General features: G+C 36.2%; 13 protein-coding genes and 1 pseudogene. 3 read left to right on the forward strand and 11 right to left on the reverse strand.

Going from position 1 to position 13,676, the window contains the following annotated elements; translation table 11 throughout:
- Positions 1 to 170: 170 nt before the first annotated feature.
- The gene (locus ON15_RS05265) at positions 171 to 452 is read left to right on the forward strand and encodes a DUF1827 family protein (protein ID WP_010580437.1); all 282 of its coding nucleotides are present in this window, start codon (positions 171 to 173) and stop codon (positions 450 to 452) included.
- Positions 453 to 484: 32 nt separating this feature from the next.
- Positions 485 to 1,513 carry a MucBP domain-containing protein gene (locus tag ON15_RS05270; protein ID WP_010580438.1) on the forward strand — a complete coding sequence of 343 codons (1,029 nt, stop codon included), beginning with the start codon at positions 485 to 487 and terminating at the stop codon, positions 1,511 to 1,513.
- Between the two features lie 105 nt (positions 1,514 to 1,618).
- Here ON15_RS05270 and ON15_RS05275 read toward each other — a convergent pair.
- The 7 genes and pseudogenes from ON15_RS05275 to rlmD all read right to left on the reverse strand — a co-directional run bounded on the left by ON15_RS05275 (position 1,619) and on the right by rlmD (position 9,308).
- A pseudogene (locus ON15_RS05275) lies at positions 1,619 to 3,195 on the reverse strand (peptide chain release factor 3).
- A gap of 33 nt (positions 3,196 to 3,228) precedes the next feature.
- On the reverse strand, positions 3,229 to 4,206 hold the full coding sequence (locus tag ON15_RS05280) for a hemolysin family protein (RefSeq protein WP_010580440.1): 978 nt from the start codon (positions 4,204 to 4,206) through the stop codon (positions 3,229 to 3,231).
- A gap of 22 nt (positions 4,207 to 4,228) precedes the next feature.
- A complete protein-coding gene (locus tag ON15_RS05285; RefSeq protein WP_010580441.1) occupies positions 4,229 to 4,486 on the reverse strand; it encodes a hypothetical protein in 258 nt (85 codons plus the stop codon).
- A 76-nt stretch (positions 4,487 to 4,562) separates the two neighbouring features.
- On the reverse strand, positions 4,563 to 5,981 hold the full coding sequence (locus ON15_RS05290; protein WP_010580442.1) for an ATP-binding cassette domain-containing protein: 1,419 nt from the start codon (positions 5,979 to 5,981) through the stop codon (positions 4,563 to 4,565).
- A 79-nt stretch (positions 5,982 to 6,060) separates the two neighbouring features.
- Positions 6,061 to 7,182 (reverse strand): AI-2E family transporter, encoded by a 1,122-nt coding sequence (locus ON15_RS05295; RefSeq protein WP_026049501.1) that lies wholly within the window; start codon positions 7,180 to 7,182, stop codon positions 6,061 to 6,063.
- 79 nt (positions 7,183 to 7,261) lie between these two features.
- Positions 7,262 to 7,810, reverse strand: coding sequence for a DUF402 domain-containing protein (locus tag ON15_RS05300; RefSeq protein WP_010580444.1), 549 nt, complete (start codon positions 7,808 to 7,810; stop codon positions 7,262 to 7,264).
- Between the two features lie 106 nt (positions 7,811 to 7,916).
- Complete coding sequence (rlmD, locus tag ON15_RS05305) at positions 7,917 to 9,308, reverse strand: 23S rRNA (uracil(1939)-C(5))-methyltransferase RlmD (RefSeq protein ID WP_010580445.1); 1,392 nt, start codon at positions 9,306 to 9,308, stop codon at positions 7,917 to 7,919.
- 85 nt (positions 9,309 to 9,393) lie between these two features.
- On the opposite strand from rlmD, the gene ON15_RS05310 reads away from it, so the two are divergent.
- Positions 9,394 to 10,179, forward strand: a complete 786-nt coding sequence (locus tag ON15_RS05310; protein ID WP_010580446.1) for a RecX family transcriptional regulator — start codon at positions 9,394 to 9,396, stop codon at positions 10,177 to 10,179.
- A 6-nt stretch (positions 10,180 to 10,185) separates the two neighbouring features.
- Here the strand turns inward: ON15_RS05310 and ON15_RS05315 are convergent, their stop codons facing one another.
- The 4 genes from ON15_RS05315 to map all read right to left on the reverse strand — a co-directional run bounded on the left by ON15_RS05315 (position 10,186) and on the right by map (position 13,543).
- A complete protein-coding gene (locus ON15_RS05315) occupies positions 10,186 to 11,091 on the reverse strand; it encodes a YihY/virulence factor BrkB family protein (protein WP_010580447.1) in 906 nt (301 codons plus the stop codon).
- A gap of 25 nt (positions 11,092 to 11,116) precedes the next feature.
- Positions 11,117 to 11,659, reverse strand: a complete 543-nt coding sequence (locus ON15_RS05320) for a LysM peptidoglycan-binding domain-containing protein (RefSeq protein WP_010580448.1) — start codon at positions 11,657 to 11,659, stop codon at positions 11,117 to 11,119.
- Between the two features lie 148 nt (positions 11,660 to 11,807).
- Positions 11,808 to 12,680: a UTP--glucose-1-phosphate uridylyltransferase GalU gene (gene galU, locus ON15_RS05325; protein ID WP_010580449.1), complete on the reverse strand. Its 873-nt coding sequence runs from the start codon at positions 12,678 to 12,680 to the stop codon at positions 11,808 to 11,810.
- Between the two features lie 74 nt (positions 12,681 to 12,754).
- The gene (gene map / locus ON15_RS05330) at positions 12,755 to 13,543 is read right to left on the reverse strand and encodes a type I methionyl aminopeptidase (protein WP_010580450.1); all 789 of its coding nucleotides are present in this window, start codon (positions 13,541 to 13,543) and stop codon (positions 12,755 to 12,757) included.
- Between the last annotated feature and the right edge of the window lie 133 nt (positions 13,544 to 13,676).

Consider the following 13,676-nt stretch of genomic DNA (forward strand, 5'->3'; position numbering starts at 1 on the left):
CAGGAACTAAAATTTGAAGCTTTGTTTGTATTGGCTTGCTGCTTGATAATTACTTTCTCAAAAATTCCACTTTTAAAAAAATATCATTTATTACAAATATTCTTAACTTTTTAGTACAATCACCTGTTATTTTTAGCTATAATGAAACTAAGGAATGGAGGATGAGAATTATGCATTTAGTTGATGTTAGTAATAGTTATTCACGTAAAATCAAACGTGAGCTTGAAGTTTCCACGGCACATTTCATCAAGATTTATACTTTAGGCAATACTCGGGTTGTTTATAAACGAAAGGCTCAAACCGATGAATTGCTAGTTTCAAATCGTTTGCGTCCAGTTTCTGACCAGGAAATTGATTTTGTTTTAAAGAAATTGGTAAATTTGACGCAAAAAGATGTTCAAATTACTCGTACAAAGACACTGGTGGACATTCTACTACCAGCTAATCAGTAATTCCAGTCAATTTTTTAAAGTGGTGATGTTAATTGTCTTTTAAAGATTTTCTGCAGAAAATCTTTTCCTTTAGAGATCAAAATGATCAATTTCAAAATAAAGAAAGATTTTCAAACTCAGATACTTTTTTAACAACTCATCACGATCTAACTCCTCAAAAGGAAGCAGTTGCTGACTTGCAAGTTCAGCATAGCACTCAAGATGCTTTGGTTTTAGTTATTTATCAGGATGATCACCAAAGAGAAATTGCTCGCCCACAACTGATCAGTGGCAAGCTTGGAGAAATGATCAATTTCAAACTACGACCTTTACCAAATTATGATTTAATTAACATTCACGGCTTTAGTCGGACTTTTTTCTCACAATATGCTATTACCGTTTTCATCTATCGAAAACAAGACGGTGCACCAATTTTTGTCAACTTTATTGACTTTGAAAAAAGCTCTCAACTGCATAAGCCGTTATTCCTACGGGGAAAAATAGGTGAAGCTTTTCAAATTTATCCTCCTGAATTCAACGGCTACAAACTTGCTTCAGTTGCAGGCAAAATAAAGGGATTTTATACGTCAAGCATTCAGTTTACTACTATTTATTATCAAAAAAAAGATTGGGAGTCAGTTAAGGTATTTACTGCCTTTTTAAAAATTAAGAAGTTTACACCTGCTTTTAAACACGTGGAGGATCACAACTCTTTTTTAAATCTTCATCCCAAAACCACTTGGAAAGTTTTTAAACGTTTACTTAAAAATAATCATGAAATTTGGTTGGATTTAGGCTCATTTTGGGTCAAATATCAAAAGGATCAAATGTTTTTAGAAACTGAGCTGCTCTCAACAATTAAATTGCCTCAAAAAGCTAAGCTAATTGCCCTCAATCAAACGGCTAGGATTAGTTTTGTAGCAAATAAAAAGGTGAGTTTTTTCGATATTCCTAATGGCAACTTAATTGGTCGGCTCAAAGATGGTCAGCAAGTTATTGTTTCTGCAAAAATATTGGTTGATAAAACCGATTGGTATAAGCTTATTGGTTATGGTTGGATTCCCGGATATTATTTAAGCTAACTAGCCAAGCTCTCAATGAGTAATTAATTTCGAAGTGCAATAGAACTGCTAATAAAACATTATTAAGATGGTTGAAATAAAAAAGCTGGAATTTTCCAGCTTTTTTTATAATTTGGCAGTTAACGCAACGTGTGGATACTTATCCTTAAACCAGCGCTCAGAAAACTCATTTTCAAATAAAATAACGGTAGGCCTTGGCGGTCCTTAACTAAAAGATTCCGTGAAGATGACATTTTTTCATCAAGTTGCTCAGGGTTTATCCAACGGGCAATTTTATGTCCCATTGATGTCATAATCACATCAGAATGGTATTCATTTTTCATTCGAAATTGAAAAACTTCAAACTGAAGTTGTCCAACTGCCCCTAAAATATAATCTCCTGTGGAATAGCTTTGATACAACTGGACCGCGCCTTCTTGAACTAATTGTTTAATCCCCTTGTGAAAAGATTTTTGCTTCATAACATTCTTTGCCGAAACCTTGACAAAAAGTTCAGGTGTAAACTGCGGCAATTTTTCGAACTGTAAGGCCTGCTTGCCAGTATAAATCGTATCACCAATTTGAAAATTTCCCGTATCATATAGGCCAATAATGTCCCCTGCAACTGCTTTTTCAACAGTTTCACGCGTATCAGCCATAAATTGCGTTGAATTTGCTAGCCTGATTTTTTTACCTGTTCGTTTTAGATAAACATCCATGCCACGTTCAAATTTACCAGAACAAATTCTAACAAATGCAATTCGATCACGATGATTAGGATTCATGTTGGCTTGAATTTTAAAAATAAATCCCGAAAATTCTGGATTAACTGCCGAGATAGATTGACCATCAACTAATTGATGGCTGCCGGGAGCTGGGGCAAACTGAAGATAGGCATCTAGAAAAGTCTTGACACCAAAATTAGTTAAGGCTGAGCCAAAGAAAACTGGCGTCATTTCGCCAGCGGCAACTCTTTGGGGATCCAACTGATTGCCAGCCAGCTTCAACAACTCAATTTCCTCTAATACCTGACGATAAATGCTCTCTTCTTTTAACGGATGATCTTCGGCCAGCTTGCCAGTCTGATCTAATTTTAGGAAAGTTTCCTCATGATCTTCTTTCCGGTATAATTCGATGCGCTGATTATAAAGGTCATAGATTCCTTTTAATCCTTTGCCCATGCCAATTGGCCAATTCATTGCATAAGCATCAATCTTCAAAACCTCTTCTAATTCATTAATCAAATCTAATGGTGATCGTCCATCACGATCTAACTTATTCATAAAGGTAAAGATTGGGATTCCCCGCATACGACAAACCTGAAATAATTTTTTAGTTTGCGGCTCAATTCCTTTTGCTGAATCAATTACCATTACCGCTGAGTCGACTGCCATCAGTGTTCGGTAAGTATCTTCCGAAAAATCTTCATGTCCTGGAGTATCCAAAATATTGATCCGTTTGCCTTGATAATTAAATTGCATCACCGAACTAGTGACCGAAATTCCACGTTTTTTCTCAATTTCCATCCAATCTGATTTAGCAAAACTGCCAGATTTTTTTGCCTTGACTGTTCCTGCTTTGCGGACGACGCCACCAAATAAAAGCAATTGTTCCGTAATTGTCGTTTTCCCTGCATCTGGATGGGAAATAATTGCAAAAGTTCTTCGTTTATTAACTTCTTTGGCCAAATCTATGTCGCTCATCAATCATCTCTCACTTTCAAATAATTTAAATTTTTACTTCAGGTTAAGTTTATTCTTGGGAGGTAAAATCACTCTTATTTTTAAAATTCTTCCTTCGCTAACCTGCTCAGTAACCAGCTTCATATTAGTCATTTTAACTTCGACATGTGAATCATCTGCTGGGATCTCTCCATAGCAAGCTATTAAATACCCGGCAATTGTATCTATATCATCTTTTTGTAAGTTAGTTTTAAACTTTGCATTAAATTCATCCAACGGCAACCGTCCTTCTACCAAAAACTCATAATTAGAAATTTGTTGGTACTTAGGCTTAGGCTGATCAGATTCATCACTGATTTCACCAACAATTTCTTCAATCAAATCCTCCAAAGTAACCAAACCAACTACTCCGCCGTATTCGTCGAACAAAATTGCCATTTGATTACGTGTCTTTTTAAGCTTGATCAGAGCCTTATCAACCGGTAAGGTTTCTGGAATAAATAAAGCTGGTTGCATTACCCGTCTAATTTTAATATGTTCAAAGCCCTCTTCCCGGGCTGCATAAAGAAGATTTTTAATATGAACAATTCCCACAATATTGTCTTTACTCTCACTAAAAACTGGAACTCGGGAATATGGCAATTGTACAATGGCATCAATATTTCGATCATTGTCATTTTTTATATCGATCATAAAGGCATCTGTTCTGGCAACCATCACTTCTCGCACAATTTTCTGCTGAAGTGAAACTACACCCTTTAGCATTTGAAAAGTACCCTCATTAAATTTACCTTGTTGGTCAATGATTTCTTTTAAAAAAACCGCCGATGTTTTATTTTGCCCTTCTTCTGGTATTGATTTTAAACTTTTTCTCAAAAATATCTTGGATATCTTTTTGGTCAACCAAATTATCGGTCCAGAAAATTTTAAACTAAGTTTCGTCCATTTACCGCAATAAGTCAAAAATTTTTGAGGATCATTTTTAACTAATTGCTGAATGATCTCATTCAGAATTGCTAGCAAAAAGCCCACCAGTAGCAAAAACCACCACCAATTATTTTGCCAAAAAAATATGATTATTAAAAATTATTCCCAAAATTATCAGACCAACCGTGAAATTCCAAGTTGCTATAATCCGCAAATCAGTTGATCGTTCAGTAAAGTTAACCTGATCAAGTTGAGCTTTTTTAAGTAAGCTAACTGGTCGGTCCAGTAAATTAACAGCTACTGTCATTCCGCTACAAATTGCTGCATTAGTTAGTAAGCAAAGACTTAATAACACTAAAACAGCTGAAGCAGGATCTGGATTCATTAAACTTCAACTCCAATATTTAAATTTATCAATGCAAACCTGATACGCTTAAATAACTTTAGACACACCTCACTAATTATTTGGGAACCTTGATTATCGAACCAGCTTTTAGATCACTTTCCGAAGAAATATTATTTAACTGTTTAATTATATCAACTGTTGTTGCATATTTTTGTGCCAGTCCTTCTAAAGTATCACCTGAATTGACATTGATCGTCTGCGTTGCAATTGAAGACGAAGAAGCCGATGAGGATGATGAGGATGATGACGAGCTAGCAGATGAAACTGAGCTTGACTGCGAACTGTTTGAACTTAGTGAAGAACTATTTTTAGCTTGACTAGTTACTTTCTTTGCTTGACTTGAATGATGATTTTTCCCCTTCTTATTTTTGGTCGAAGTGGTCAAATGCTTGGTCGTTGAAGTTGTTTTAAAGGATGGCAATAAGGTGGTGAGCGATTCACCTGAAATTATTAAGTAGCCACCAAAGCCAATCACAATTAAACAAACCAAAGCTAATAAGAGCTTTAACCAGCCTTTTCTCTGAAAAGCACTTTGCTTTGGCTGCGGCTTACTAACCTGCTGATGAGGAACAGCAAGTGGATCAGCTCCTCGATCCTTAAAAAAGGCACGGCGCATTTTGGGCTCGTCTTTGCGCGTGAAACCATTTTTAAATTGCTCGACTTTAAACTCTTCATAGACTTTTTTGACATCAAACCGTAATTGTTCTGCCTGGCGGTCAGCTAAATATTGATTTTTTTCTGGCAAAGTCAGTTTCCTGATCCAATCTTGAAAATATTCAAATTGTAACATTACATCAGCAGTTGGTCCCAAAGCCTGGACGTGACCGAACTGTAACCAAAGCGTCCTTTCGCAAAAACGTTCAATATTAACTAAATTAGTATCAGCAATTACAAAAGCCACTCCGCTATCCTTCAAAGCTTGGATTTTACGATTTACGCGTTGACTAAAAGGAATATCAAGTACATTTAAAACACTATCAATTAAAACTAACTGGGGATTGGCAAAAAGTGCAATGGCTAATGATAAACGAGCGTAGAGACCGCTTGAGTATTCTGCAACCGGTCGACGAAGCCATTCTCCTAATTCACAGAAATCAGTAACACCATTGACCAAATGACTAACTTTAAATTCATCTGTCTCCCTTTTTTCAAGCAAGCGTTGGATATTTTCCAGACCAGTCGCTTTTTCATCAAGTCCTTTGCAACTGCTAGCATAGTTAACATTCCCATCGATTGTTCTGAAACCAGTTGTTTGCTTAAGTCGACCTGCCAAAATCTGCATTAACATACTTTTTCCCGCACCATTGATTCCGATCAGTCCAACTGCCTCACCTGGGATTAGTGACAATGAGATCCCACGTAAGGGCCAAAATGAGTCCGGCTTTTCGAGCGAACCGTTTTGAGAGCTTGGTTCTTTTTTTTCTTTAACCAGAGATAATTCTTTAGTTATATATTTAATCTCAATTTTTTCCATATATTAACACCTATCTATCAAAAACTTTCGAGTACCTAATTACTAAAACTAAGGCCTAATCTGCTAGACTAACAAGACATTAACTGTTTTTCTCATGCTGCAGTTGATAAATATCATAAATATACTTAAGTACCACCTTTAAAACCGCATAAACAGGCACCGCTAAGATCATGCCTAATAAACCCGCAAGATTTCCAGCTACCAATAACAGTAAAATAATCGTTAAAGGATGAATCTTCAAAGTTTTACCAATTACATTTGGATAAATCAAATTCCCATCAATCTGTTGAACAACAATGCAAACTACAATTACTAAAATCGCCATTTTAGTTGAGATAGTTGCCCCCAAGATCAATGCCGGAAAAATTCCAATATACGGCCCCAAATAAGGAATAATATTGGTCATCCCAGCAAAAACCCCTAATAGAAAAGCATATGGCATTCCAATGATCCAGTAGCCTAATGAAATAAAAGTTGCAACAAAAAGGCATTCGATCGCCTGCCCAGCAATATACTTTGATAAAGTCTGACTCATTTTGTTAAATAGATCTGCAACTTGGTCTTCATGTTTGGATGGAAAAATCTTTTGAATATTTGGAACAAGATGCTTACCATCCTTTAACATGTAAAATAAAATGAACGGAACTGTAACAATTGTAATTGTAATACTTGTGATTGTACTGATAAATGAACCAAGACTCATTGTTAAATTACCCGCCATCTTTTTTAACCAAGCTAAAAAATTGGTTTGCAGCTCTGTTAAATATTGATCAACTTTCAATTGTTTGAACCAACTCAATTGATCTACGCGCCGATAGTAATGATTCCCCAAATGCTGCAAGGTTTTTAAATAGTCAGGCATTTGCACGATCAATGCCCCAATTTGAGAAACTAATAAAGGAATAATAATTGCCCCTGCAATTGCTACCAAGGCTGTCAAAATTAAAAAAACAACCGCAATTGACCAAGTTCGTGATAAATTTTTTCCTCGCACTTTAATTCTCATCAGCAATCTAACAACTGGATCAAATAGATAAAATAAAAAGCCAGCAATTAAAACCGGTGCAAAAAGCGTGGAAATAAAAGTACCTAATGGAGTGAAGATAAAACCGATCTGCGAGCAAACCCAAATCAGCGTTGCCACTAGTAAGCATTCGATTGTCAACCACATAATTTTATTCTTAGAAATTTTTTCAAACATTTCAATCATCCTTTGAAAACAAGAGGCTGTCAGCAAAATAATTGCTGCAGCCCCAATTTGGTTATAAACATCGACTTTGTTACTGTACTCGGCGTGATAATTCAAGGTAACGACTATACCAAATATCTACGTATTTTTTTGAAAAAGGTCCTTTACCATTTTCAATCCAATCGACGAGAATCAAGACATTATGCTTTAGAATCCGATCAATGTCGCTTGAATAATGCCACTGGGCACTGTGTGATTTATATTCATCAACATCTAAAAGCTTCTTTTCACCATTTGGATAAACTTTAACATCTAGATCATAATCAATATACTTTAATGCCTCGCGATCCAAAATTGCTGGTGAAGCTAAGTTGCAATAGTATGAAATCCCATTATCACGGATCATCGTTACAATATTAAACCAATAGTGTTTATGAAAATAAACTAGAGCCGGTTCACGCGTTACCCATCGTCGACCATCATCTTCTGTAACGAGCGTATGATCATTGCAACCGATCAAAGAATTTTCACTTGTCTTTAACACCATTGTATCACGCCAGGTTCGGTGTAAACTTCCATCATGTTTATAACTTTTGATGGTGATAAAATCACCTTCTCTTGGTTCTTTAGACTGACGCATGGAAAAAACCTGCTTTCTAAACAAGACAGGTGTAACTTACACCGATATCATTTTTATTATAGCAAATTAATCCCCTAAAGCCCACGAATTTTTTGAATTAATCAACTTAATCATCAGTTCGTAAGCTTAACTTAACCAATACTTCAATTCGAGCAGTCTGTGGAAACATATCAATTGGCAGTAAATAAGCAATTCGATACTTCCTTGCCAGCCAAACTAAATCACGTGCTAAAGTTGAAGGATTGCAAGAAACGTAAACTAGCTTTTTAATTTTTGACTGGATGATACTAGAAATTAACTTTCGATCAAGCCCTGTACGCGGTGGGTCAACAACAATAGCATCAGCAGCAAATCCCATTTTTTGCCAGTGCGGAATGATTTGTTCTGCTTTGCCGCACTCATAATGTGTATTGAAACAATGATTCAATTTAGCATTTTGTCTGGCATCAGCAATTGCTGCCGGAATAATATCCATCCCTCTAACTTGCGCTACCTGATCAGCTAAATAAATTCCAATTGTTCCAGCTCCACAATAAGCATCGATCAGGTTTTCTTTCCCCGTTAAGTTAAGCGCATCAGCAATTGCTTGATACAGTTTCAGCGTTTGAGCCGAATTCAATTGGAAAAAAGCTTGGGCTGAAAGTTGGTATTTTTTATCAGCAATTTTTTCGGTTATCTGCTGCTGACCGTATAATCGTTTTGTCTTTTTTCCCCAAATCAGCGACGTCTTGCCTGGATTATAATTTTGCATTAATGAAACTACTTCCGGCAAATCATGAATAACACGTTCAACAAATGACCGCTGCTGAATAAACTTTTCAGAATTAGTCACAATCGTCACCTGGACTTGACCAGTCGCCATTGATTCACGAACAATCAAAGTTTTAATGATTCCAGCAGCTTGTTTTTCATCATAAACTGGCAGCTGTAACTCTTCAATTATCCGGCATAATTGGCGCATAACTTTCATGGTTGCCGGACGCTGAGTACTAAATGTTGGCAAATCAACTAACTGATGGCTTCCACGTCGATAAAGACCGGCTATGACCCGGTCGTTGACTTTTCTGACTTGAAATTGAGCCTTGTTTCGATAATAATAAGGTTCACTCATTCCCAGCATTGGCCTAAGTTGATAACTTTTATAACCCGTTGGACGATACTTTTTCAAAGCTTGCTTAACAATATCTCGTTTAAACTCTAATTGCTTAGGATAAGCCAAATGCTCTAATTCGATCCCACCAACATCATATTGATCTCTTTTAGTGACACGATCAGGGCTCTTTTGGCGAATTCGATGAATTTTTGCACTCGCAAAGCGCTTGGCAATTTGGGTTATTTCAGCTACTACCACTTCGCCTGGCAATGCACCAGTTACAAAAACAATTTTATGTTTGTAATATCCAATTCCCTCACCATTGATTCCCAAACGTTTGATTGTCAAAGGAATCCGCTGACCAACTGTTAATTTAACTAAATGTTGCGGCTGATTTTTAATCATGTTCGATACTCCTCAATAATTTCATTTCATAATGATTGCGTTATAATAAAAATCACAGACAAATAAATCACTGGAGGTGCTGTAGTTGATTATTACCAACATTCAAACGCAAAAGCAAAAAAATCGTTTTAATCTTTTTGTTGATCAAAAGTTCGTGATGGGAATCAGTGAAGATACTTTGATCGCTCACCAATTATACAAAGGTAAAAATATCACTGATAAAGAATTAACTCAGTTAGTTGTTAGTGAAGAGCTTGCGCAAGCCAAAAATTCTGCTTTAAACTATCTTTCATTTCAAATGCGCAGTTGCTTTGAAATCAAGCAATATTTACAAAAGAAGGGATTCAGCGAACAGGTCGCTACCGAAGCTGTTCAAAAGTTGCAGGCAATAAATCTTCTGAATGATTTGCAGCTAGCCAATAATTATCTCAAAACGATGCAGCAAACCTCTGACAAGGGACCACTGGTAATTAAAAAAAAGCTCCAGCAAAGAAAAATCTCCCCAGAGCTAATTGCGCAGGCCTTTGCCACTTATGATTTTCAATTAGACAAACAACGTCTCAGCAAACTTGTGATGAAGTATTTTCAGCATTATCATCGTGACTCCTTTAAACAACGCTTAAATAAAGTTAAGCAGCGTTTACTAACCAAGGGCTTCTCGGGCAATGCAATCGATGAAATTCTTAACACAATCCCGGCAACCGATGAACAAACTGAGCAAGCAATTTTAACACAACAACTTGATAAACTTTCAAAACGTTACTCGCAGCTACCGCTTAGTAAACGTCGCCAGAAATGTCTCCAAGCAATGATCCGCAAAGGATTTGCCTTTGCGGATGTTCAACAAGCTCTTAACGAACTTAAAGAATGAGCTTAATTATTTTCGAATTCTGTGCAATAAATAACGATTAATTCGATCCTTTCGCGGTCTGATTTGATGGTAAATTGTTTCTTCAAGTGCAGCATTTAAAACCGCACCTAACATAACGACCCAGGCGGAATAGTTTAACCAAAATAATAAAACGATGAAAGTTCCCAACGTCCCGTAACCAAGGACTGATTTAGTAAAATAGCGCACATAAAATGAAAATCCTTGAGCTAATAAAAGCCAGCTGGCCGAAGTAATCAGTGTTCCCGGAAGGATTAACCAAAAATGGACTTTAGCATTTGGTAAAAAATAATACATTGCTCCTAAAATCAGAACCAAAAAGGCCAAAGTAATTGGCCATTTAACTTTTCCAAAAATTCCATTTAAATCACGAGACAAGTTTAATATCGGTGTTAAATAATCTAAAACTGATTGTCCAAAACTGAATACCATAATGATGATTGCCAGCATAACAATAAACAAAAAAGTAACTAAAATCGAAATCATTCTCGTAACAAAAATATTTTGCACATTTTCGACCCCATAAGCTGTATTAAAAGCTAATTTGAGTGAATTAATACCGCGACTAACCGCCCATAATGCAACTAGCGCACTGATTGAAATTAGTCCTCCATTCCCATGATCAAGAAAAGACAAGATAATCGGTTTAAGCGTCTGATAAACAGTTTTAGGAACAGCTGTTTCCAAATAGGTTAAAATAGTTGATGCTTTCAAATTGATCAAAGGAAGTAAATTACCAATTAAAATAATCATTGGAACGATTGCCAGTAAAGCATAATAAGCAATTACGATAGCGGCATTATTAATATTAATTGCTGCTACTTTTTTTAAAATTTTAGCTACTAACCGTTTGACAAAAGCAAATTTATTTTTTTTCAGGTTCTGAGCCTCCATTTAAATAGACTAACTAAAATTCAATTTATCTGCTGCTTGAACTCGTCGAAGATGATGGAATCTTTAAAGTTGTTCCAGCTGAAATTGAATTACTTGACAAATCATTTGCTCTAATAATTGCTGAAGTCGTTGTTCCATATCGACTAGCAAGGCTCGAAAGCGTATCTCCCGATTCAACTACAACTCTGCGATACGACGATGTCGAGCCATTTGAGCTGCTTGTACTGCTATAATAACTGTCACTTGATCTTTTGCTATCTTTCGTTGAACCAGCAACCGAATTATCAACTGATGAAGTCGTTGTTTTACTACCAGCATGTTTCGAGCTTGAACTGGAAACTGTTTTTTTCTCCGTATCCGTTGCTGAACCATATTTTTGCTGGGCTAACTTACGCTGACGTTGATATTCGCTTTTTTGCGCTGATCGATTATCACCAAAAAAACTATGAATTCGACTTTGAACAGTACTACTTTTTAGTCCCAAAATAATTAGGAAACTAATGATAAATATTCCAACCATCCAGGTAATTGTTTTTTTTAAAATGCCGTTCTTTTTTCTCCGTGACATTTTTAAACCTCCAGAATTTACTTAAATTTATATCATAATTATCTGATAAGCTAAAGATAAATTCAAGCTATGTTTAATTTTTCATTTAATTGCCTAAAAAAAAGCCATGGCAAGTTTTCTTCAAGCCACAGCCACGTGAAATCAGCTATTATTTCAATGTTTTAGCTAGTTCCTTAATATAATTTTTTAAATCATCTTTGACTTCTGGATGATCCAAACCAAATTGAATCGAAGTCTTTAAGAAACCAAATTTGTAGCCCACATCAAATCTTTCACCTTTAAACTCATGAGCAAAAACTCGTTGAATCTTATTCAAACGATCAATTGCATCAGTTAATTGGATCTCATGACCAGCGCCTGGTTTTTGTGTTTCCAACATATCAAAAATCTCAGGTGTTAACAAGTAGCGACCGATAATTGCCAGGTCACTAGGTGCCTTATCAACTGCCGGCTTCTCAACGAACTTCTTAACGTCGTAAAGTCCTTGGCTAACCTCAGTTCCAGGATCAATTACCCCATACTTATAAACCTGATCATGTGGTACTCGCATAACTGCTAAGGTTGAAGCATGAGTTTGATCATAACGATTAATCAACTGTTTAGTCAACGGAACTTTATCACGCATCAAATCATCACCAAGCATAACCACAAATGGTTCATTGCCCACAAAATCCTTAGCCATCAAAACAGCATCACCAAGGCCACGAGGATGCGACTGACGAATGAAATACAAATTAATATCAGTCGTTTGTTGAACTAATTTCAACAAATCATTCTTGCCTTTTTCTTTTAAATTCTGTTCCAATTCAGGAACTGAATCAAAGTGATCTTCAATCGGTCGCTTGCCTTTACCTGTCACAACTAAAATATCTTCAATTCCAGACTTTTTTGCTTCTTCAACAATGAACTGAATCGTTGGTTTATCAATAATCGGAAACATTTCTTTAGCTAAAGCTTTAGTTGCTGGAAGAAATCTTGTCCCTAATCCAGCAGCTGGAATAACTGCTTTTCTTACTCTCATTTTTAAGCTCCTTTAAACAATAACGATTTAACAAAATTATTGTACCATGAATTCGATTTCCTGAAAAATTTTTATCACGATAACAAATATTTTTGATCTGAAATTGGATCCTGCGACGTTAAAATTTTAGGACCATCATTCGTAATTGCCAGTGTATGTTCATACTGACAAGATAAACTGCCATCAGCCGTCCGCGCTGTCCAGCCATTTGGATCGTCCATTTCAGCCTTCCAAGTTCCCATATTGATCATTGGTTCAATCGTAATTGTCATCCCGGCTCTTAAACGCAACCCGTGACCAGCTTGACCATAATGCGGCACATTGGGGCTCTCGTGCATAGTTGGCCCAATACCGTGACCGATAAACTCACGAACATCGCCATATCCATGCTCATCTTCTGTATAATGCTGAATTGCCGCACCAATATCTCCAATTCGATTACCGACCTGAGCTTGATCAATCCCTAAATAGAGCGCTTTTTTGGTAACTTTCATCAGTTTATCAATTGCTGGAGTTGACTTACCAACCACATAACTCCAGCAAGAATCGCTCATCGCACCATGGTAATCAACGACTGTATCGACTTTAATCAAATCGCCATCTTTTAAAATTAAATTCTTTCTCGGAAATCCATGACAGATTTCATCATTAACGCTGACGCAGGTCGCATATTTATACCCCTCAAAACCAATTTGCGCAGCGATTGCATCATGCTCCTTAAAATATTTCTTAGCAAAAGTTTCAATTTCCCAGCTTGAAATACCTGGCTTAATAACTTCTCTCAGCCCAATATGCATTCCAGCCAAAATTGCCCCTGATTTTGCCATTGCTTGAATTTCTCTCGATGATTTTAAAGTAATCATTCATAATGCCTCCAATTAACATACAGTATTATTATACCTTAAAGGATTAGGAAAAATCTATCTCTTAGATTTTTTTTGCAAAATCTTGATTTTAATTTGCTATAATACTAATGTTAACTGACGCAAAGAAAGG

Origin of the sequence: Liquorilactobacillus vini DSM 20605, from assembly GCF_000255495.1 — a bacterium.
Lineage (GTDB): Bacteria > Bacillota > Bacilli > Lactobacillales > Lactobacillaceae > Liquorilactobacillus > Liquorilactobacillus vini.

Excerpts from the sequence above, each read along its gene's own strand:
- ON15_RS05295 (WP_026049501.1), bottom strand. The coding sequence starts at position 7,182 with ATGTTTGAAAAAATTTCTAAGAATAAAATTATGTGGTTGACAATCGAA.
- galU (WP_010580449.1), bottom strand. The coding sequence starts at position 12,680 with ATGAGAGTAAGAAAAGCAGTTATTCCAGCTGCTGGATTAGGGACAAGA.
- ON15_RS05265 (WP_010580437.1), top strand. The coding sequence starts at position 171 with ATGCATTTAGTTGATGTTAGTAATAGTTATTCACGTAAAATCAAACGT.
- ON15_RS05320 (WP_010580448.1), bottom strand. The coding sequence starts at position 11,659 with ATGTCACGGAGAAAAAAGAACGGCATTTTAAAAAAAACAATTACCTGG.
- rlmD (WP_010580445.1), bottom strand. The coding sequence starts at position 9,308 with ATGATTAAAAATCAGCCGCAACATTTAGTTAAATTAACAGTTGGTCAG.
- ON15_RS05300 (WP_010580444.1), bottom strand. The coding sequence starts at position 7,810 with ATGCGTCAGTCTAAAGAACCAAGAGAAGGTGATTTTATCACCATCAAA.
- map (WP_010580450.1), bottom strand. The coding sequence starts at position 13,543 with ATGATTACTTTAAAATCATCGAGAGAAATTCAAGCAATGGCAAAATCA.
- ON15_RS05285 (WP_010580441.1), bottom strand. The coding sequence starts at position 4,486 with ATGAATCCAGATCCTGCTTCAGCTGTTTTAGTGTTATTAAGTCTTTGC.
- ON15_RS05290 (WP_010580442.1), bottom strand. The coding sequence starts at position 5,981 with ATGGAAAAAATTGAGATTAAATATATAACTAAAGAATTATCTCTGGTT.
- ON15_RS05315 (WP_010580447.1), bottom strand. The coding sequence starts at position 11,091 with ATGGAGGCTCAGAACCTGAAAAAAAATAAATTTGCTTTTGTCAAACGG.